The sequence below is a fragment of the Bradyrhizobium sp. CCGUVB4N genome (assembly GCF_024199945.1).
Classification (GTDB): Bacteria; Pseudomonadota; Alphaproteobacteria; order Rhizobiales; family Xanthobacteraceae; genus Bradyrhizobium.
Genome location: NZ_JANADP010000001.1, coordinates 8,595,196 through 8,615,328 on the forward strand (window position 1 = coordinate 8,595,196; position 20,133 = coordinate 8,615,328).

The following is a 20,133-nucleotide window of genomic DNA, read 5'->3' on the forward strand; positions in this document are numbered from 1 at the left end:
AGAGCAACGACCGCTAGTACAGCGGCGGAATCTGGCCGACCGTGATCGGGCCGAGCAGCACGGCGCCGTCGACGAATTTCAGCGGGAAGCTGCGGGCCTTCTTGCCCTCGAGGGTGCTCTCGGTGCCGATCGAGTTGATGCCGGCGGCGACGCCGGCGTTGGCGTTCTGCTTGATGACCTTGCCGAGGCCGGGAACGGCACGGTCGAGCGCGCCGAAGAGATTGTTGAGGTCCTTCGACTTCACGCCGGGTGCGACGCGATCGAGCGTCGCCTGCGGTACGCCCTCTTCCAGCATCTTCTCGATCCCGAGCGCCGGAATGACGCGTTCGAGACCGGTCACGGTCATCTGCAATTCGCCATCGAGTCGGCCATTGGCCGACAGGCCCAGCGTGCCGGCCGCGACCGCGATCATCTCGCCCTGCTGGATCCGCGACTGCACGATTTCGATATGGCCGCCGGCGGCCTGGATCTCGCGGAAGCGCTGCGGCCAGGGTTTTGGGGTGAGATCGGAGAGCCCGGTGATCTTCGCACGCGTGTCGGCTTCGAACGGCTCGGCGAGCAGCGGGTGCACGCCCTGGATGCTGCCCTGCGCGACCTGAAGCACGGTCTCGATCACGGGGTGATCGGCCGGCGATCCGTCTGCGATGCGACCATGCAGCTCAATCTGCTTGGCACGCGCGAGCGGCACCTGCACCGAGCCATCGAGCCGGTTGATGCTGGGATCGTCGAACACGATGGAGGCGCGTTCCGGGATGGCCGGCAGGCCAACCACGCTGCTGCGGCCATTGCTCCAGTTCACCACGAAGGTGTTTTGCGTGACGCCGTCGGTCAATGTTGCCGGCGCGGAAAACTCGGCGATGACGTGCTTGGGATCGTAGACCTGCGCCAGAACCAGAATGTTGTCGAGCTTGGCCGTGAACGGCGTCTTGCTCGCATTCTGTGACACCAGGGCGACGCTGGCGCCGGAGCACTGGACCTCGAAGCGGAACGGGAAGCCGGCAATCGAGCGCTTGGCGCAGTCATAGATGCGGCCGGATTTGGCCTCCTGCGCGCGCCAGGCATCGGCCGCGACCTCGGCCTGCGAGGCCGCATAGAACCAGAAGCCGCTCCAGGCGGCCGCAAGAATCAACAGGAGGACGGGAGCAATGAAAAGGCCCCAACGGGAGCGCCGGCCTGCGGCAATGGTCATATCGGACATGCGGCGACCCTTTGACCCCAGATTTTGTCAAATGTAAGCGAGGCTGGCCCCGGGCGAAAGGCGGAGAATTCGCTTCGCTTGGGGGCACGGTTCTGGTAGCCGTGCCCGAAATGTCGGAAATCACCCTTCCCACCGTCACGTCAGCCAAGGGCGACCTCTGGGTGTTCGGCTACGGATCGCTGATGTGGCGGCCGGGCTTCGAGTTCGAGGAGCGCGTCCCGGCGCGGCTGGTCGGCGAGCATCGCGCGCTCTGCGTCTACTCCTTCGTGCATCGCGGCACGCCCGAGCAGCCGGGCCTGGTGCTGGGGCTCGACCGCGGCGGCGCCTGCCGTGGCATCGCCTTCCGCGTCGCTGAAAAGAACCGTGCCGACGTGGTCGCCTACCTGCGGGCGCGCGAGCAGGTGACGTCGGTCTATCGCGAGGTGATGCGCTCGGTGTGGCTGGAGAACGAAGCGCGCGAGCGCGTCTCGGCGCTCGCCTATGTCGTCGACCGCGGTCATGTGCAGTACGCCGGCCGGTTGTCGCTCGCCGACCAGCACCGCCATGTGCTGCAGGGTCACGGCCAGTCCGGCGCCAACCGCGACTACGTGACGGCGACCGTCAAGGCGATCGAGGCCGAAGGCTTTCGCGACACGCAATTGCATCAGCTCGCAACGATGCTGCATGGTGTGCACACGCCGGCGCCGGCGGAAGATCGAGAGAACCGCTAGCTCCCCGAGGGCGCGTAGCTCGGCGCGCTGCCGATCAATTGCTCCTGCTCCTTGCGGCCGGCCTCGACGAGGCGAGCGGTCGCATCCTCGATCGCCGTCTGCACGCGGGTGAGAAACTCATCCTTGGGCAGGCCCGGCGGCAACGGATCGAGGAACTCCACCACCAGCGTGCCGGGATAGCGCATGAACGTCCGGCGCGGCCAGAACAGGCCGGAATTGAGCGCGATCGGCAGGCACTGCACGCCGCAGGATGAATAGATCTGCGCAAACCCGGTCTTGTAATCCGGCGGCGCCCCCGGCGCACGGCGCGTGCCTTCCGGAAAGATCACGAGCTGGCCGCCTGCGCGCACCGCCTCGCGCGCGCGCCGCGTCATGTCGAGCAGCGCCTTGACGCCGGCATTGCGGTCGATCGCGATCATCCCGGTCTTGACCAGGAACTGACCGAACACCGGGATCTGCATGAGCTGGCGCTTGAGGATGAAGATCGGGCGATGAAAGAAGCCCGGCAGCACGAAGGTTTCCCAGAACGACTGGTGCTTCGCCACGATCACCAGCGGCCCCTGCGGGATCTTCTCGACCCCGCGAAATTCGATTTTGATGTTGCAGACCACGCGCATCAGGAAAAGCGTCGCCTTCGCCCACCATTCGGCGACCGTCAGCATCGCGCGCGGCGGCAATGCGAAGGTCGGCAGCGCCACGATCGCGAGGCACACCAGCACGGTGTAGAACAGCACGTTGAACAGCAGCGAGCGCACGAAAATCAGGAACATCGAAAATCCGATCAATTGGCCTGCGCCGTGGCCGGCCGCCTGGATTGCAGACCCGCAGGCTGCTCCGACACTTCGGGGGAAAGGTCAATCCCGAAATCTTCCAGCCGCACCCTGAGCTCGGCGGCGATGTACTTGACATATTCGGACAGGAGCAGCCGCAGCGTCGAGGCCGAGGTCCACCACGGTTCCTCGCGCCATTTGTCGCCGACCACGGCGAACGGGATCAGCGCGGTCTCCGGCATCGCATGCGAGAACTCCACCAGCGCGCGCGGCATGTGATAGTTCGAGGTCACCACGATCAGCGACTTGAAGCCGCGTCCGTCGGCCCAGCGCCGCGCCTCCGCAGCGTTGCCGCGGGTCGTCAGCGCAGTACGATCGAGATCGACGCAGCAGGTCATGAAGGACTGGTTCTCCGGCAGCGTCCGGGAGATGTCGCTCGCGGTCGAGGTCGGATGCACACCCGAGATCAGAAGCCTTTTGCCGTAACCGGCCGCCAGCAGCTCCATCGCATCCGAGACCCGCGAGGAGCCGCCGGTCAGCACCACGATGCCGTCGGCCTTGCGGTCGGGCGCCATCTCGGCGCCGCGCAATTGCGACAGGAACGCGACGAAACCCGCCGCCGCGCCGACAAAGGCGAATGCGATCGTCGACACGACGGTCGCGCGGAGCCAGCCGCGCGGCAGTTTCGGCGATCGATCGTCGGTCGGCGAGGTCATATGATGTCGGTGATCCCTTCCCCGGATTATTTTAGGACGTTTTGAGGCGAAGTGGAGTCCGGTTTAACGGACTCAATCCACGTCATTCAGCGTCGCGAACAGGGTCTGGCGCGAGGCGGCCGCTGTGATGGCACCGATCAGGACGGCCTGCACCGCGAGCACGACATAGCCGGACGGCCGCAGTGAGAAGGTGCCGAGCAGGGCTGCGAACTGGTCGCCGACCGGGGTGCCGGAGAACCAGCCGGCAATCGACTCGGAGAAGCCGAACAGCAGCATGGCGACGCCGCCACCGATGACGCCGCCTTCGAGGCCGAGCCTGAGGAAGTGCCGCAGGAAATGATTGGCAATGTAGCGGTCGCCGGCGCCGACGAAATGCAGGACCTCGACGATCGGGCGGTTCGCCGCCATCGCGCCGCGGGTCGCGAACGAGACCGAGATGATGGTTGCGACGATGACGAGCGCGAGGATGCCGATGCCGGCGAACACGGTCGCATTGGTCATCGAGCGCATCCGTTCGATCCAGGCGCGATGATCGTCGACGCTGGCGCTCGGTGCCACCTGCGTCACGCGGGCGCGCAGGGCGCCGAGATCGAGCGCGGTGCCCGGCTGCACGCGCGCGATGATCATACGCGGCACCGGCAGATCGTCCATCGACAGCCCGGTGCCGAGCCAGGGCTCGAGCAGCTTGCCGCTCTCGTCCTTGGTGAACGGCTTGACCTCGACGATGCCGGCTTGCGCGCGCATCGCCTCGGTGACGGCGGCGGTGTCGCGCTCGATATCGCGGCCCGATTGCGGGCGAACCTGGATGGTGATCTCGCTCGCGACATCGGACTGCCATTCCGCAGCCGACGCGCTGACCAGCAGCACCGTGCCCGTCGTCATCGAGGCGAGGAAGGTCATGATGGCGACGACGGCGACCAGCGCGCGGCCATGGATCGAGGCGCGCGGCACGATCGGCGACATGTTGCGCGCCTTGGCGGGGAGCTGCGGACGTTCCTGTCCGAGATCGACCAATACGCCGCGCTCGTCGGTCTTACTCATAGACGTGCAACCGGCCCTGATGCAGCACGAAGCGGCGCGCTTCGTACTGGTCCATCAGCGCGATGTCGTGGGTTGCGATAATGACGGCCGTACCCGACTTGTTGAGCTCGATGAAGAGCCGCAGCAGACGGCGCCCGAGCGTCGGATCGACGCTGCCGGTCGGCTCGTCCGCGAGCAGCAGTTGCGGCCGCGAGATCACCGCGCGCGCGATCGCCGCGCGCTGCTTCTCGCCGCCCGACAGGATCGGCGGCAGTGCATCCATGCGGTCGCCGAGGCCGACCCAGCGCAGGAGGTCGATGACCTCCTTGCGGTAGCTCGATTCGCTGCGGCCCATGACGCGGAACGGCAGCGCCACGTTCTCGTAAGTCGTCATGTGGTCGAGCAGGCGGAAATCCTGGAGCACGATGCCGATGCGCTTGCGCAGATCGGCGATCTCATCCTTGCCGAGCGTCGAGATGTCGTGACCGAACAGATTGACGAGACCACGCGTCGGCCGGTGCGACAGGAACAACAGGCGCAGCAATGACGTCTTGCCGGCGCCGGACGGGCCGGTGAGGAATTGGAAGGAATGCGCAGGGATCTGGAAACTGAGATCGCGCAGGATCTCCGGCCCCAGACCGTAGCGTAATCCGACATTTTCGAACCGAACCAAGCTCAGCTCCGTTCGAGAGAGGACGCAGGCCGCACCGCGACGCACCGCCACAGACGTTCCACGGGTTTTGCGACCGTTATGGTTTCCGGTTCGTTAACGGTCGCCTTGTAGCATCCTGGCCGCCCGGTTTCGCACGACCGGGTTATCGTCGAGGCCCGTCCATGCATATCGTCTGTCCCCATTGTACGACATCCTACGCCATCAAGCTTGCGAGCCTTGGGGCCAACGGGCGGACGGTCCGCTGCTCCCGCTGCAAGGAAACCTGGATGGCGCATCCCGAGGATGCCATCGAGGAGGCCGTCGTGCCGGCGATGGCCGCAGCCAGCCAGGCTGACGACCAGTCCGACCTCGCCGAGCAGTGGAACTCCTATGCCAAGGATGACGCTGCTGCCGAAACCCCGGTGGTCGAAAGCCCCTCGATTGCCAGCGACTGGCCGACCGAGGATGCCGAGCCCGAGGACGAGTGGTCCGCGGCGGCCCGCGCCGCCGAGGAGGACGTCGTCGGCGTGCAGCACCAATCCTGGTTCCGCGGCCTGTTCAGCCGGCGCGGGGCAAAGGTGAGCCGCCCGGCGCCGGCCGCGGTCCGACGCAAATCCTATTTTGGCCTGCCGACCGCCTGCGCTGCCATGGGCGCGCTGGTGCTGGCGCTGGTGATCTGGCGCGGCGACATGGTCCGCCTTCTGCCGCAGACCGCGGCCTTCTACAAGATGGTCGGCCTGGAGGTGAACCTGCGCGGGCTGGCCTTCAAGGACGTCAAGCTCTCGACCGAGACCGTGGACGGTAAGCAGGTGTTGGTGATCGAGGGCGTGATTGTCGGCCAGGGCAAGAAGCCGCTGGATATTCCGCGCCTGCGCTTTGCCGTCCGCGACGCGCAAGGCGCCGAGATCTACGCCTGGAATTCGGTGCTGGAGCAGACCGTGCTGCAACCCGGCGAGCGCGCCTTCTTCCGCTCGCGCCTGGCCTCACCGCCGCCGGAAGGCCGCAATATCGACGTTCGCTTCTTCAACCGGCGCGACATTGCCGGCGGCAGCGTGTAATCAGGCTTCGTAGAGTTCGCACGGGGTTGATCCCATGCCAAAAGTGTTGATCGCCGATGACGAGGATTCGATGCGCCAGTTGGTGGCGCGCGCCATCGCCATGGACGGCCACGAGACCGTCACCGCACAGGACGGCGCGGAAGCGCTGGAGATCCTGACCCGCGAGGACGGCGCGTTCGACCTGTTGCTCACCGACATCCAGATGCCCGTCATGGACGGCATCGCGCTCGCACTCTCCGCCGCGCGTGACTTTCCCCAGTTGACCATTTTGCTGATGACGGGCTTTGCCGACCAGCGCGAGCGCGCGTCCAACCTCAACGCGCTGGTGCATGACGTCGTGACAAAGCCGTTCTCGGTCGCGGATATCCGCACGGCGGTGGCCGATGCGCTCGCGGCGAAGAAGGGGTAGCGGACGCGGCATACTCCGCTGTCATGCCCCGGCTTGACCGGGGCATCCAGTACGCCGCGGCGTTTCGAATCTAACCATGACTGTCTCGGAGTACTGGATCGCCCGATCAAAGTCGGGCGATGACAGCGAGAATGTGGTGGGAAGTTGCACAAGCCGACCATTCAAGCCTGCGCGATAACTTCGCCCCTCAAAAATCCTTCAGCAGCCGCTCGATATAATCGAGCTCGATCTGCGGGCGCGAGGGGTCGCCGAGGCGACGGCGGAGCTCTTCGAGGATGCGGCGGACGCGCTGGACGTCGATCTCGCCGGGAATCTTGACCGTGTAGTCGTCGCCGAATTCGCGGCCATGCAGCGGACGGCCGAGCGGGTCGGTCTGGTTGCCGCCGCTCTGCTGGCGCCCGGCGCGATTGCCGGGACCATCGCCCTGGCCGTCGCCGTCGCCCTGCTGCATCGCCTCGGCCATCTTCTGCGCACCCTTGCGCATCGCATCCAGCGCCTTGCCCTGGGAATCCACCGCGCCGTCGGCATTGCCGTCGCCGAGCTTCGAGCCCGCGTCGCCCATGGCGTTGTCGGCGGAATCGAGCCCGCCGTCATCATCGCCCTGGTCGGCGTCCTGATCGCCGTCCTGGCCCTGGTCGCCTTGCTGACCCTGCTGGCCCTTCTGTCCCGGCTGGCCTTTCTGGCCCTTCTGCGAGAGCCCGCGCTTGGCCATTTCGTCCTGCAGCTTCTTCAAGCGATCGCGCAACGCCTGCTGATCCTGCTGCAGGTCCGACATCGACTGGTCGCCCTGCTGCTGCTTGCCGCGCATGCGATCGCGCCGGGAGTCCTGGCCCTGCTTGTAGGTCTTGTCGCGCAACTGCTGCTGCTTGCGGATCATGTCGCCGAGCTCGTTGAGCGCCTGCTCCATGTCGCTCTCGCCGGACTGTCCCGGCTGCGCCATCTGAAGGCCCTCCAGCATCTGCTGGAGCTGGTCGAGCAGCTGCTTGGCCGCATCCTTGTCGCCCGAGCGCGACAGGCGCTCCATGCGATCGATCATGTTCTGGAGGTCCTGCTGGCGCAGGATTTTCGTGTTGGGATCGAGCGGACGCGCGAGCTGCTGGGCGTCCTTGTTGTTGCGGAACTGCTCGGCAAGCTGGCGCATGAAATTGTCGAGCGCCGCCCGCAGATCCTGCGTGAGCTTCTTGATCTCCTCGTCGCTGGCGCCGCGCTCCAGCGCCTGCTTCAGCGCATCCTGCGCCGCGCGCAATGCCTTCTCGACGTCGGAGATGTTGCCGTCCTCGATCGTCACGGCGAGCGCCCACAGGCTCGCCACGACCTCGCGCAATGCATCATCCGTGCGCGCGGCCTCGAGCTGGCGCGCGACGCTATAGAGGCCGAGATATTGCCCGGTCTCCTGCGTGAACAGCTCGGGCGCGATCATCAGCGCGTCGAGCGCGGTGTAGACGTCGGAATTCCTGTTGGCGTCGAGCGCGAGGATGCGGCGTTGCTCGATCAGCGCGCGCGCCAGGGGCTTGGTGAAGAGCCGCTCGGGCAAGCGCATGTTGAACGGCTCGCTCTTCGCCTCGTTGCCGGCTTCGTCCTTGGCGGAGAGCGTCAGCGTGACATCGGCGCCGGCATAGGGATCCTCGCTGAGATCCTTCACCGTCTGGCCGACACCGTTACGGGTCCGCGCATTCGGCAGCACGAGCGGGAATTGCGGCGGCTGGAACAGCGGCCGCGCAGCGGTCTTGGCGTCGCCGTCCTTGCCGGCATCGCTGGAGCGCGGAGCGACTTGCGCCTCGGCGCCGGTGACGCCGTAATCGTCCTCGATCTTGTAGACGAGCTGGAGCGCGCCGCGCGCCTGGCGCTCCGGATCCTTGGCCAGCGCGATCGTCGGCGGCCGGTCCGGCGTCGCCGCAAAAGCCCATTGCGGCTGGCCCGAGGGGGCGCGGACATGCGCCGTGCCGTCGCCGGTGATGGTGAAGTGCTTCTCGTTGGTGCCCTTGGGCGTGGCCTCGGTCGGCGCAACTTCCTTGAGGCCGCCGGACACAACGACATCCAGGCTGCCGCCGGAGGAGCGCACGATCAGCGTCGAGCCGGCGGGAACGGGAAGCGGGCCGGAGGCCGGAAGCGCTGCGGCTTCCTTGTTGGCGGCCGACAGGATCACCGGCGGCTTTCCGGTGTAGAGCGGCGGCGTGACCCAGGCGTCGACGCGGATATTCGCCGGCGCCAGCACGCCGTTCCAGTCGAAGGCGGCACCCAGCCGCATCGCGCGCTCGTCGCCGGCGGCAAAGAAAGTTGCGACCAGCATCACCATGACCAGCGCACGCAGCGCCCAGGGGTCGTGGATGGCGAGGCGCGGGTGCGGCAAACCGGCGCGGATGCGCTTGAGCGAGGCCAGCGTGCGCTCGCGCTGCGCCTGCCAGAGCGCCTGCGCGACCGGATCCTGCGAGGTCAGCGTGTCCGTGAGCGTCGTGGCCGGGCGATGACGGATGCCCGAGCCGCGGTCGAGCCGGGCGAGCGCCTCCTCGCGGCTCGGCCAGCGAAACCGAATCAGGGGGAACAGGGCGGCAGCCGCAAGGCCTGCGAAAATGACGAGACCGATGGCACGGGCGACGAAGGGCAGCGCCAGCCAGAGTCCGGCCCAGGACACCACCAGAAACAGGCCGACGACAGTGAGAACACGCGCCAAGCCGGGCCAGGCACGCTCCCACGCGATGGCATAAGTGGACCGCTCGAGGGCCTGCGCCAGCTTCAACCGCGACAGAGCATCGCCATCGCGGATCGGGTCTGACGGGTCGGGGGTGACGCCGTTCAATCAACTCTCCAGGTTACCCGGCAGAGTGGAGCGTACCACAACGGCAGCACTGAGGCATCCGTTCCCGTACGGGACATCCCCCTTTTCCCGCATAACACGAGGACGTGACTGCTCAGGCTCAACCCCGTAGTTTCCGCGGCGCCATTCCATCGGGACATGCAAGGGAAGTCGAGGAAACGCCATGGACAAGAAGATGCACGACAAGGGCCTGGAAGTCCGCAAAGCGGTGCTGGGCGAAGCCTATGTCAACAACGCGCTGAAGAACGTCGACGATTTCAATCGTCCGTTCCAGGAGATGCTCAACGAATATTGCTGGGGCACGGTGTGGGGCCGCGAGGAGCTGCCGCGCAAGACCCGCAGCATGCTCAACATCGCGATGATCGCGATCCTCAACCGCCAGCACGAGTTCCGCGCGCATCTGAAGGGCGCGCTCACCAATGGCGTCAGCCGCGACGAGATCCGCGAGATCCTGATGCAGGTCGCGATCTATGGCGGCATGCCCGCCGCCGTCGACAGCTTCCGCATCGCGCGCGAGGTGTTCGCGGAGATCGACGGGAAGGCGTGAGGGGATCAGCCTCTCACCGTCGTCCCGGCGAAGGCAGGGACCCATAACCACCGTCGGATGTGGCTATGGGGACTCGGAGTCACCGCCATCACACAACGACTCCTCCCTGGGGTTATGGGTCCCGGCCTTCGCCGGGACGACAGCGGGGGATTGGGCGCGCACCTCGCTTCCAACAACGAAGAACCAAACAAGGAAACACCATGGACATCGGATTCATCGGCCTCGGAAACATGGGTTTCCCGATGGCGCGGCGGCTGGTCGAGGCCGGGCACAAGCTCGTCGTGTTCGACACCCGCAAGGAAGCCGTCGACCAGCTGGTCGTGCGCGGTGCCACCGCTGCGACGTCGCCGAAGGACGTTGCCGACAAGGTCGAGACCGTGATGGCGAGCCTGCCGTCGCTGCAGGCCTCGCTCGAGGTTGCGACCGGCGCGAACGGCGTGATCGCGGGGAGCCGCGCAAAACGCTTCATCGATCTGTCGACCGTCGGCTCGCAGATGGCTGCGAAGATTCACGGCCTGCTGGCCCGGCGCAACATCGTGCAGATCGACTGCCCCGTCTCCGGCGGCGTCGGCGGCGCCGAGAAGGGCACGCTGGCGGTGATGGTCTCGGGGCCGAAGGCGGAGTTCGAGCTGTTGAAGCCCGCGCTCGACGTGATCGGAAAGGTGTTCTTCATCGGCGAGAAGCCCGGTGCGGCGCAGACCATGAAGCTCGCCAACAATTTCCTCTCGGCGACCGCGATCGTGGCGACCTCGGAAGCCGTGGTGATGGGCGTGAAGGCCGGACTCGATCCCACCGTGATGATCGACGTCATCAATTCGGGCTCAGGCATGAACACCGCGAGCCGCGACAAGTTTCCGCGCTCGGTGCTGCCGCGGACCTTCGACTTCGGCTTCGCCACCGGATTGATGGTGAAGGACGTCCGGCTGGCGCTGGAGGAGATGAAGCAGCTCGGCCTGTCGATGGAGGTCGCGGATGCCGTCGGCCGCCTGTGGGAGACGGTGATCAGCGCGGAAGGCGCCGAATCCGATTTCACCGCGGCGATCAAGCCGATCGAGAAGAAGGCCGGCGTCGTGGTCGGCGGCAAGACCGGTGGGTTGGCGGGGAAGTAGCGCCACCTTCTCCGCTGTCGTCCCGGACAAGCGAAGCGCCGATCCGGGACCATACCCACAGGGAGATGTTTGGCGAAGACTCGGAATGGGAGCTTTGCCCCACACGTCTCCCTGGGGTTATCGGTCCCCGCGTTCGCGGGGACGACAGCGAGTTGATTGAACTGGCATCACGCCTCATCACCGCTCGCGTCCTCACAACCGACGCGCGAAGTCGCCGACCACTTCGCGACACCACCGTTCACCCTTGAGTTGTAATATTCGTAAGTTATCCTGTCCGCCCTACACGACGGAAAAAAATCAGGGAGGACGGAATGAAGCGTCATCGACACTTACTTGTCGGTGCGACCACGGCCCTGTTTGCCTGTGTCGCATTCGGTACTTCGCCCGCCATGGCGACGGCGTGCACCAATCTTCGATCCTTGCAACTCCAGCACACGGTGATCAATTCGGCGGACGACAACACCACCGGCACCTTCGTCCCGCCTGGCTCGAGCCCGATCACCGGCCTTCCCGCATTCTGCCGCGTCACCGCAACCCTGATCCCCAGCTCGGACTCCGCCATCAAGATCGAGGTCTGGCTGCCCGAGACGAATTGGAACGGCAGGTTCCTCGGCACCGGCGGCGGCGGCTTCCAGGGCGTGATCACCTACAACGAGCTCGCCCTTGGTATCCAGGGCGGCTTTGCCGCGACCAACAGCGACCTCGGCACGGGATCGTCGGGATGCAACCCGCTGTTCTGCGGCTCTGCCGGCAACATGGGCAATCCGCTCGCGATCGACTTCGGCGATCCGACGGCGCCGTCGACGGGCCTGTTCGGACATCCCGAGCGGATCAAGGATTTCGGCTACCGCGCGATCCATCTGATGACCGAACGGGGCAAGGAGATCGTCAGCGCGTTTTACGGCCATCGATCGCAGCGGGCCTATTTCGCCGGCTGCTCCACCGGCGGCCAGAACGCCCTGATGGAGGCGCAGCGCTTCCCCAACGACTATGACGGCATCCTCGCCGGCGCTGCCGCCTTCAACCGCACCCACCTGCACATGGCGGGGCTCTATGGCTGGCAGAATACGCATGCGAGCCCCGGCCGGTTCATCCAGACCGGCCAGATGACGCTGATCAACCAGGCCGTGCTCAAGCAATGCGTCGGCCAGGATGGCGGCGCCAAGACCGATCAATTCCTGACCGATCCGCGCGACTGTCATTTCGATCCGAAGGTCCTGCAGTGCACCGGCGGCAACGCGCCGCCGGCCTGCCTGACCTCCGATCAGGTCACCACCATGCAGCGCTATTACGCCGGTACGATCGACCCGGTGAATGGACAGCTCGTCAATCCGGGCTCCGAGCGCGGCAACGAGACCGACGACATCCTTGCGCTTGGCCTGGCGTTCCAGGAGCGACTGCCCGAGCCGGCCTTCGACGGGTTGTTCTACTGGGTGTTCGGCCCGGGCTTCGGTTACCCCGCAAGCGCGACCAATTTTTCCAATTTCGATTTCCACCGCGACATCGACAAGGTCGACGACCAGCTCGCCGCGGTGCTCAACGCGACCAGCACCGATCTCAGCGAATTCAGGGGGCATGGCGGCAAGCTGCTGATGTACCATGGCTGGGCCGACCCGCTGATCCCGTCGCAGAGCAGCATCAACTACTTCCTGGCGCTGGTGGGAAATGAAGGCCAGAGCGCCCAACCGGTCGGCTTCTTCGACCACGGCAACGGCAATCCGGCGCTGCGACGGACCCAGAGCTACGCGCGCCTGTTCATGGTGCCCGGGCTGTACCACTGTTCCGGTGGCCCCGGTCCCAACACGTTCGATGCGCTCACACCACTGGTCAAATGGGTCGAGGCCGGCGTCGCGCCGGAGACGATCCTCGCCACGAAATTCGTGGCCGATACGCCGCCCGCGGTTCAGATGACCCGGCCACTCTGCGTCTTTCCCAAGGTCGCGAGATACAACGGCAGCGGCGACACCAACGTCGCGGCGAGCTTCACCTGCGTCACCGACGAGAACGACTTCAACCAGAAGCCGGCTCCGAAATACGGGCCGTGAACAACAGGCAGCGCCGGCGAGTCCAACCTCGCCGGCGTCTCACAGCCACGGCGCCGGCGTGTCCATCGCGATGAGCTGCTCGACCTCGATGCGCGGGCGAACGACCGCGTATTGATCGCCCTTCACCAGCACCTCCGGCACCAGTGGCCGGGTGTTATAGGTGCCGGCCTGCACGGCGCCATAGGCGCCCGCGGTCATGATGGCGATGAGATCGCCCGGCTTCGGCGTCGGCAAGGTGCGGTCCAGAGCGAGGTAGTCGCCGGTCTCGCAGACGGGACCGACGACGTCGGCCATGATGGTCGCCGCACCCTTCGCCGGCTCCGTCACCGGCAGGATGTCGTGATGCGCCTCGTACAACGTCGGGCGGATCAGGTCGTTCATCGCAGCGTCGATGATGACGAAGTTCTTGCCGTCGCCGTGCTTCACATAGATCACCTTGGCGACCAGGATGCCGGCATTGCCGACGATCATGCGGCCCGGCTCGAACATCAGCGTGCAGCCGAGATTGTGGCTGACGCGCTTGACCATCGCGGCATAGGCGTCCGGCGCCGGCGGCGCCTCGCGGTCCATGTAATAGGGAATGCCGAGCCCGCCGCCGAAATCGACGTGGCTGATGTTGTGGCCGTCGGAACGCAGCGTCTGCACGAATTCGGACAGGATACGGAACGCGGTCTCCATCTTGGAGAGATCAGTGATCTGGCTGCCGATATGCACGTCGGTGCCGGTCACCTCGATGCCGGGCAGCTTCGCAGCCCGCGCGTAAACCTCTCGGGCGTGGACGATCGGAATGCCGAATTTGTTCTCGGACTTGCCGGTCGAGATTTTTGCGTGCGTCCCGGCATCGACGTCCGGATTGACGCGGATGGAGATCCGCGCGGTCTTGCCCGTCTCGGTCGCGAGGCGCGACAGCAATTCGAGCTCGGGCTCGGATTCGACGTTGAGACAGAGGATGTCGGAGGCCAAGGCGGCGCGCAGCTCGGTCTCGGTCTTGCCGACACCGGAGAACACGATCTTGCTGGCGGGAATTCCGGCGGCCAGCGCGCGCTTCAATTCACCGCCGGAGACGACGTCGGCGCCGGCGCCGAGCTTCGCCAGCGTGCGCAGCACCGACTGGTTCGAGTTCGCCTTCATGGCGTAGCAGACCAGCACCTTCTCGCCGGCAAAGGCATCGGCGAAGACGCGATAGTGCCGCTCGAGCGTGGCGGTCGAATAGCAATAGAACGGCGTGCCGACGGTCGCGGCCAGCTCGGACAGGTTCACCGCCTCGGCGTGCAGCACGCCGTTGCGATAGTCGAAATGGTTCATGGCGTTGGCTCAGTTGCCCCAGCCTATCGGCTGGGCTTTTCGTCCAGGAGCGGGTCGAGGATAAACGGTTTCTTCTTGCCCTTGGTCGCCGCTGGAGGGGCATCCGCGCCATAGGTCGGATTGAACACGCTCGGCGTTTTCTGGGCTTCGGTCTCGGTGTCGGTGGGCGCAGCGATGTTGGCCGTGGACGCGTTGGAGGCGGTCGGCGGCAGATCGAGCGGACCCTTGCGGCCGCAGCCGGCGAGCGCAAGCGCGCTCAGGCTCAAGACAATGATGGCCCACCCCGAGCCGGCCGGGCGAAACTTTGACGTCACGACGAAATCCCCACTACGCGGGGCGCACCATACAGAGATTGGTGCGCTCTGGCGAGAGCCGGATGACCATGAAACATAAGCGAAATTTTGCCTTCAGCCCAATTTTCGCTCTTTTTCCAGCCGCTTCGCCCAGGCCTTGGCCTGGGCCGCCACGTTCTTCGGCGCGGTGCCGCCGAAGCTGGTGCGGCTCTTCACCGACGATTCGACCGAGAGCACGCCGAGCACGTCCTTGGTGATCTTGGGCTCGATCGCCTGCATCTCCTTCAGCGGCAACTCGTGCAGGGCTACACCGCCCTCGGCGGCCTTGGCCACGATGCGGCCGGTGACATGATGAGCGTCGCGGAACGGCATCTTCAGGGTCCGGACCAGCCAGTCGGCGAGATCGGTCGCGGTGGCATAGCCCTCCCCGGCGGCCGCCTTCATCTTGGCCTCGTCGGGCTCGAGGTCGCGGACCATGCCGGTCATGGCGCGGATCGCCAGCGACAGCGCGGCAAAGCCCTCCATCGCGCCCTGCTTGTCCTCCTGCATGTCCTTTTGATAGGCCAGCGGCAGGCCCTTCATCACGATCAGGAGACCGTTGAGCGCACCGATGACGCGGCCGGTCTTGGCGCGCACCAGCTCGGCGGCATCCGGATTGCGCTTCTGCGGCATGATCGAGGAGCCGGTGGTGAATTTGTCGCTGAGGCGGATCATGCCGACCAGCGGCGAGGTCCAGATTACGATCTCCTCGGCGAAGCGCGACATGTGCACGGCGCAGATCGAGGCCGCCGACAGCGTCTCCAGCACGAAGTCGCGGTCGGACACCGCATCGAGCGAGTTCGCCATCGGCCGGTCGAAGCCCAATGCCTTAGCGGTGGCGTGGCGGTCGATCGGAAACGAGGTGCCGGCGAGCGCGGCGGCGCCGAGCGGGGATTCATTGAGCCGCTTGCGCGCGTCCTGGAAACGGCCGCGGTCGCGCGCGGCCATCTCGACATAGGCAAGCAGATGGTGGCCGAAGGTGACGGGTTGCGCGGTCTGCAGATGCGTGAAGCCAGGCATCACGGTCGCGGCATGCTCCAGCGCGCGATTGACCAGCGCCGCCTGGAACGCGGCGAGCGCAGCGTCGGTCTCGTCGAGAACGTCGCGGACATAGAGACGGAAGTCGGTCGCAACCTGGTCGTTGCGCGAGCGCGCGGTGTGCAGGCGGCCGGCGGCGGGGCCGATCAGTTCCGACAGGCGGCTCTCGACATTCATGTGAATGTCCTCGAGCGCGCGCTTGAATTCGAAGCCGCCCTTGCCGATCTCTGACAAAATCGTGTCTAGACCCTTGCCGATATTTTTCGCATCAGAGGCCGTGATGATGCCCTGGCTGGCAAGCATCGCGGCGTGGGCCTTGGACGCGGCAATGTCCTGGGCAAAGAGGTGACGATCGACGTCGATGGAGACGTTGATCTCTTCCATGATCTCATCGGGACGTTCCGAGAACCGGCCGCCCCACATCTTGTTGCTCATGATCCCCTGCTCACGCCTTGCTTTGCCGCATGTTTGCTGGTGGAGGCCAGCCGTATTAAGAGGCCTCTGATAGCCATATCTGCGACCGGATGACAAACGATATGCTCGACAAGAAGCCCTCCGCCACGCGCCGGATCCCCATTGTCATCGCCACCGTGGTGGTCGGCGGACTGGCCGGCTTCGCCGCGCTGTATGGACTCGGCCTGAGCCGGGCCCCGTCGGGCGATCCGGCCTGCCGGGCGGCGGTGGCGACGGCCCAAAAGATCGCTCCACTCGCCCATGGCGAGGTGGCGGCGCTGACCATGGCGAGCGCCCCCCTGAAGCTGCCCGACCTGGCCTTCGAGGATGCCGACGGCAAGCCGAGGAAGCTCTCGGATTTCCGCGGCAAGACGCTGCTGGTGAACCTGTGGGCGACCTGGTGCGTGCCGTGTCGAAAAGAGATGCCGGCGCTGGACCAGCTCCAGACCAAGCTGTCAGGCCCGAATTTCGAGGTGGTGGCGATCAATATCGACACCCGCGACCCCGAGAAGCCCAAAAACTTCCTGAAAGACGCCAATTTGACCAGGCTCGGCTATTTTACTGACCAGAAAGCCAAGGTTTTCCAGGATCTTAAAGCGATAGGCCGGGCCTTGGGCATGCCGACCTCGGTGCTGGTCGATCCACAAGGCTGCGAGATCGCGACGATCGCGGGACCGGCCGAATGGGCCAGCGACGACGCGCTGAAGCTGATCCGGGCCGCGCTCGCGCCGGCCGCTGCGTCGCTTTAGGGAAATTCAGGCGGTGACGTTGAGGTTGCCGCCGACGCCGGGGCCAACATTGGCAAGGGAGGGCTGACCGGCGCCCATCAGCGTCAGGACGGTGGATTTCTCCATGTCCATGTTCTGCTTCGTCAGCGTCGCCGCGATATTCGACTGCAGCGCGCCCTGCTGAGAGGCCAGCATGGTGCTGACCATCGCCATCATGTCCATACGCAAAACCCTCGTATCGGGCCGGACACTAGGGCGGATGGGTTAACGCGACATGAATTGATACACGGCCGGGGTGCGGTAGGGTGGATTAGCCGAAGGCGTAATCCACCTCTTTTGGTTTCCGTGGCCATAAACAGTGGTGGATTACGCTTCGCTAATCCACCCTACGGCAGCGCCGCCTTACCTTGTCGGAACCGGCTTGGCGCCGCGGTAGTCGTAGAAGCCGCGCTGGGTCTTGCGGCCAAGCCAACCGGCCTCGACATATTTCACCAGCAGCGGGCACGGGCGGTACTTGGAATCAGCCAGCCCCTCATGCAGCACCTGCATGATTGACAGACAGGTATCGAGACCGATGAAATCGGCGAGCTCCAGCGGACCCATCGGGTGGTGGGCGCCGAGCTTCATCGCCGCGTCGATCGCCTCGACGTTGCCGACGCCCTCGTACAGCGTGTAGATTGCCTCGTTGATCATCGGCAGCAGAATGCGGTTGACGATGAAAGCCGGAAAATCCTCGGAGACGGCGACCTGCTTGCCGAGCTTGGCGACGAATTCCTTGGAGGCCTCGAAGGTCGAATCGTCGGTGGCGATGCCGCGGATCAGCTCCACCAGCTCCATCAGCGGCACCGGATTCATGAAGTGAATGCCGATGAAGCGCTCGGGCCGGTCCGTGGCAGCGGCGAGCCGGGTGATCGAGATCGAGGACGTGTCGGAGGCGACGATCGCCTCCGGCTTCAACACCGCGCAGAGGTCGTGGAAGATCTTGCGCTTGACCTCCTCCTTCTCGACAGCGGTCTCGATCACGAGATCGCAATCGGCGAGGTCGTCGAGCTTCTCGGCCAGCTTGATACGGGCGATTGCCTTGGCCTTGTCGTCCTCGGTCACGCCCTTCTTGGAGACCTGACGCGCCAGATTTCCGTTGATGGTCGCCATGCCTGACTTGAGGCGGTCGGCCGAGATGTCGTTGAGCACCACGTCAAAGCCGGCCAAGGCCGCGACGTGGGCGATGCCATTGCCCATCTGACCCGCGCCGATCACGCCGACCTTCTTGATTACTGCCGCCATAATGTCATCCACCGGAACGGCGCGCATATCGCGCCCTGCCTATCCCCTGAGCCGGGAGGTCTGATTGATCAGAAGCTTGATTAGATCAGAATCCTGGCTCGAAACCTAGATTGGATCGCTTCGAAGGCGTGCCCCACGCCAAAGAAAACGCCTCAGAAATGCAACACCGGCCGGAGTTTATACCTCCGGCCGGTGTTTTTAACGCGTTTTACTTGCCGAGCTTGCCGAGTTCGGCCGTCAGCTCCGGAACCGCCTGGTAGAGGTCGGCGACCAGGCCGTAATCGGCGACCTGGAAGATCGGCGCGTCCTCGTCCTTGTTGATCGCGACGATCACCTTGGAGTCCTTCATGCCGGCCAGATGCTGGATCGCGCCGGAAATGCCGACCGCGACGTAGAGCTCGGGGGCCACGACCTTGCCGGTCTGGCCGACCTGCCAATCGTTCGGCGCATAGCCGGCGTCCACCGCCGCGCGCGAGGCACCGACACCGGCGCCGAGCTTGTCGGCGAGCGGCTCGATGTACTTGGCAAAGTTCTCGCGGCTCTGCATGGCGCGGCCACCGGAGACGATGATCTTGGCCGAGGTCAGCTCGGGACGGTCGCTCTTGGCGACTTCCTCGCCGACGAAGGACGACAGGCCGGGATCGGCCACTGCCGCGACGCTCTCGACCGGCGCGCTGCCGCCGGCAGCGGCCGCCTGGAAGGTCGAGGTACGGACCGTGATGACCTTCTTGGCATCCTTCGACTTCACCGTCTGGATGGCGTTGCCGGCATAGATCGGACGCTCATAGGTGTCGGGGGCGACGACCTTGATGATCTCCGAGACCTGCATGACGTCGAGCAGCGCTGCGACGCGCGGCATCACGTTCTTGAAGCGCGAGGTCGCGGGCGCGACGATCGCGTCGTAGGACGGGGCCAGCGAGACGACCAGCGCGGCCAGCGGCTCGGCGAGATCGTGCGCGTAGGGCTCGCCTTCGGCGACCAGCACCTTGGCGACACCGGCGAGATTCGAGGCCGCCTCGGCCGCAGCCTTGGTGCCCTGCCCGCCGCCTGCGACCAGCACGTGGACGTCGCCGCCGAGCTGCGAAGCCGCGGTGAGCGCCTTGTTGGTGGAGTCCTTGAGGACTTCGTGTTCGTGTTCAGCAATCAGCAACGTCGTCATCAGAGCACCCCGGCTTCGTTCTTGAGCTTCGACACCAGCTCAGCGACGTCCTTCACCTTGACGCCGGCCTTGCGGCCCGCGGGCTCAGCCGTCTTGAGAACTTCGAGGCGCGCGGTGACGTCGACGCCGTAATCGGCGACGGCCTTCTCCGCGATCGGCTTCTTCTTGGCCTTCATGATGTTGGGCAACGAGGCATAGCGCGGCTCGTTGAGACGGAGATCGGTGGTGACGATCGCCGGTCCCTTCAGCTTGACGGTCTGCAGGCCGCCGTCGATCTCGCGGGTGACCTTGAAGTCGGAGCCTTCGACCTCGAGCTTCGAGGCGAAGGTCGCCTGCGACCAGCCGAGCAGCGCGGCCAGCATCTGGCCGGTCTGATTGCTGTCGTCGTCGATCGCCTGCTTGCCGAGAATGATCAGGCCGGGCTGCTCTTCTTCAGCGACCTTCTTCAGGATCTTGGCGACGGCGAGCGGCTCGACGGTGCCCTCGGCCTTCACCAGGATGCCGCGATCGGCGCCCATGGCGAGACCGGTGCGGATCGTCTCCGATGCCTGCGCCGGTCCGATGGAGACCACCACGACTTCGGTCGCCTTGCCGGCTTCCTTCAGGCGCAGCGCTTCCTCGACCGCGATTTCGTCGAAGGGGTTCATCGACATCTTCACGTTGGCGAGTTCAACGCCCGATCCATCGCCCTTGACGCGGACCTTGACGTTGTAATCGACCACCCGCTTTACCGGCACTAAGACCTTCATCGATCCTCTTTCACTCAATTTAGGAGGGGGGTTATT

At 65.4% G+C, this 20,133-nt stretch carries 20 protein-coding genes; 7 read left to right on the forward strand and 13 right to left on the reverse strand.

All coding sequences use genetic code 11. From position 1 onward, the window contains the following. Positions 1-13: 13 nt before the first annotated feature. Positions 14-1,198, reverse strand: a complete 1,185-nt coding sequence (locus tag NLM31_RS40075) for a DUF2125 domain-containing protein (RefSeq protein ID WP_254195804.1) — start codon at positions 1,196-1,198, stop codon at positions 14-16. Positions 1,199-1,308: 110 nt separating this feature from the next. Between NLM31_RS40075 and NLM31_RS40080 the strand changes: the two genes are divergently transcribed. Then, positions 1,309-1,908 carry a gamma-glutamylcyclotransferase gene (locus NLM31_RS40080; protein ID WP_254195805.1) on the forward strand — a complete coding sequence of 200 codons (600 nt, stop codon included), beginning with the start codon at positions 1,309-1,311 and terminating at the stop codon, positions 1,906-1,908. Here NLM31_RS40080 and NLM31_RS40085 read toward each other — a convergent pair. The 4 genes from NLM31_RS40085 to ftsE form a co-directional block, all read right to left on the reverse strand. Further along, positions 1,905-2,678: a 1-acyl-sn-glycerol-3-phosphate acyltransferase gene (locus NLM31_RS40085; protein WP_254195806.1), complete on the reverse strand. Its 774-nt coding sequence runs from the start codon at positions 2,676-2,678 to the stop codon at positions 1,905-1,907. The genes NLM31_RS40080 and NLM31_RS40085 overlap by 4 nt on opposite strands. Before the next feature lie 11 nt (positions 2,679-2,689). Beyond that, entirely contained in the window at positions 2,690-3,394 is a 705-nt protein-coding gene (locus tag NLM31_RS40090; protein ID WP_254134662.1) for a YdcF family protein, read from the reverse strand. 72 nt (positions 3,395-3,466) lie between these two features. Next, a complete protein-coding gene (locus NLM31_RS40095; RefSeq protein WP_254134663.1) occupies positions 3,467-4,435 on the reverse strand; it encodes an ABC transporter permease in 969 nt (322 codons plus the stop codon). Then, on the reverse strand, positions 4,428-5,087 hold the full coding sequence (gene ftsE / locus NLM31_RS40100) for a cell division ATP-binding protein FtsE (RefSeq protein ID WP_057746699.1): 660 nt from the start codon (positions 5,085-5,087) through the stop codon (positions 4,428-4,430). The genes NLM31_RS40095 and ftsE overlap by 8 nt, the downstream gene beginning before the upstream one ends. A gap of 161 nt (positions 5,088-5,248) precedes the next feature. Between ftsE and NLM31_RS40105 the strand changes: the two genes are divergently transcribed. Further along, a complete protein-coding gene (locus tag NLM31_RS40105) occupies positions 5,249-6,124 on the forward strand; it encodes an MJ0042-type zinc finger domain-containing protein (protein ID WP_254195807.1) in 876 nt (291 codons plus the stop codon). Positions 6,125-6,158: 34 nt separating this feature from the next. Then, positions 6,159-6,533: a response regulator gene (locus tag NLM31_RS40110; RefSeq protein ID WP_027530607.1), complete on the forward strand. Its 375-nt coding sequence runs from the start codon at positions 6,159-6,161 to the stop codon at positions 6,531-6,533. 187 nt (positions 6,534-6,720) lie between these two features. On the opposite strand, the gene NLM31_RS40115 is transcribed toward NLM31_RS40110, so the two are convergent. Next, the gene (locus tag NLM31_RS40115; RefSeq protein ID WP_254195808.1) at positions 6,721-9,330 is read right to left on the reverse strand and encodes a TIGR02302 family protein; all 2,610 of its coding nucleotides are present in this window, start codon (positions 9,328-9,330) and stop codon (positions 6,721-6,723) included. A 181-nt stretch (positions 9,331-9,511) separates the two neighbouring features. On the opposite strand from NLM31_RS40115, the gene NLM31_RS40120 reads away from it, so the two are divergent. From NLM31_RS40120 to NLM31_RS40130, 3 genes are all read left to right on the forward strand, one after another. After that, entirely contained in the window at positions 9,512-9,895 is a 384-nt protein-coding gene (locus tag NLM31_RS40120; RefSeq protein ID WP_014491654.1) for a carboxymuconolactone decarboxylase family protein, read from the forward strand. 200 nt (positions 9,896-10,095) lie between these two features. Beyond that, complete coding sequence (locus NLM31_RS40125) at positions 10,096-11,004, forward strand: NAD(P)-dependent oxidoreductase (protein ID WP_254195809.1); 909 nt, start codon at positions 10,096-10,098, stop codon at positions 11,002-11,004. Between the two features lie 311 nt (positions 11,005-11,315). Further along, on the forward strand, positions 11,316-13,049 hold the full coding sequence (locus NLM31_RS40130; protein ID WP_254195810.1) for a tannase/feruloyl esterase family alpha/beta hydrolase: 1,734 nt from the start codon (positions 11,316-11,318) through the stop codon (positions 13,047-13,049). 39 nt (positions 13,050-13,088) lie between these two features. Here the strand turns inward: NLM31_RS40130 and lysA are convergent, their stop codons facing one another. The 3 genes from lysA to argH form a co-directional block, all read right to left on the reverse strand. Continuing rightward, complete coding sequence (gene lysA, locus NLM31_RS40135; RefSeq protein ID WP_254195811.1) at positions 13,089-14,354, reverse strand: diaminopimelate decarboxylase; 1,266 nt, start codon at positions 14,352-14,354, stop codon at positions 13,089-13,091. Between the two features lie 23 nt (positions 14,355-14,377). Continuing rightward, positions 14,378-14,668, reverse strand: coding sequence for a lipoprotein (locus NLM31_RS40140; RefSeq protein ID WP_254134669.1), 291 nt, complete (start codon positions 14,666-14,668; stop codon positions 14,378-14,380). 93 nt (positions 14,669-14,761) lie between these two features. Next, entirely contained in the window at positions 14,762-16,159 is a 1,398-nt protein-coding gene (gene argH, locus NLM31_RS40145) for an argininosuccinate lyase (protein ID WP_254195812.1), read from the reverse strand. 101 nt (positions 16,160-16,260) lie between these two features. Between argH and NLM31_RS40150 the strand changes: the two genes are divergently transcribed. After that, positions 16,261-16,926 carry a TlpA disulfide reductase family protein gene (locus NLM31_RS40150; RefSeq protein WP_254195813.1) on the forward strand — a complete coding sequence of 222 codons (666 nt, stop codon included), beginning with the start codon at positions 16,261-16,263 and terminating at the stop codon, positions 16,924-16,926. A 6-nt stretch (positions 16,927-16,932) separates the two neighbouring features. Here NLM31_RS40150 and NLM31_RS40155 read toward each other — a convergent pair whose 3' ends face one another. From NLM31_RS40155 to NLM31_RS40170, 4 genes are all read right to left on the reverse strand, one after another. Further along, the gene (locus NLM31_RS40155) at positions 16,933-17,127 is read right to left on the reverse strand and encodes a hypothetical protein (RefSeq protein WP_212297328.1); all 195 of its coding nucleotides are present in this window, start codon (positions 17,125-17,127) and stop codon (positions 16,933-16,935) included. A 180-nt stretch (positions 17,128-17,307) separates the two neighbouring features. Next, positions 17,308-18,189: a 3-hydroxybutyryl-CoA dehydrogenase gene (locus NLM31_RS40160; protein WP_254134671.1), complete on the reverse strand. Its 882-nt coding sequence runs from the start codon at positions 18,187-18,189 to the stop codon at positions 17,308-17,310. A 208-nt stretch (positions 18,190-18,397) separates the two neighbouring features. Then, on the reverse strand, positions 18,398-19,348 hold the full coding sequence (locus NLM31_RS40165; protein WP_254195814.1) for an electron transfer flavoprotein subunit alpha/FixB family protein: 951 nt from the start codon (positions 19,346-19,348) through the stop codon (positions 18,398-18,400). Next, positions 19,348-20,097: an electron transfer flavoprotein subunit beta/FixA family protein gene (locus NLM31_RS40170; protein ID WP_254134673.1), complete on the reverse strand. Its 750-nt coding sequence runs from the start codon at positions 20,095-20,097 to the stop codon at positions 19,348-19,350. The genes NLM31_RS40165 and NLM31_RS40170 overlap by 1 nt, the downstream gene beginning before the upstream one ends. Between the last annotated feature and the right edge of the window lie 36 nt (positions 20,098-20,133).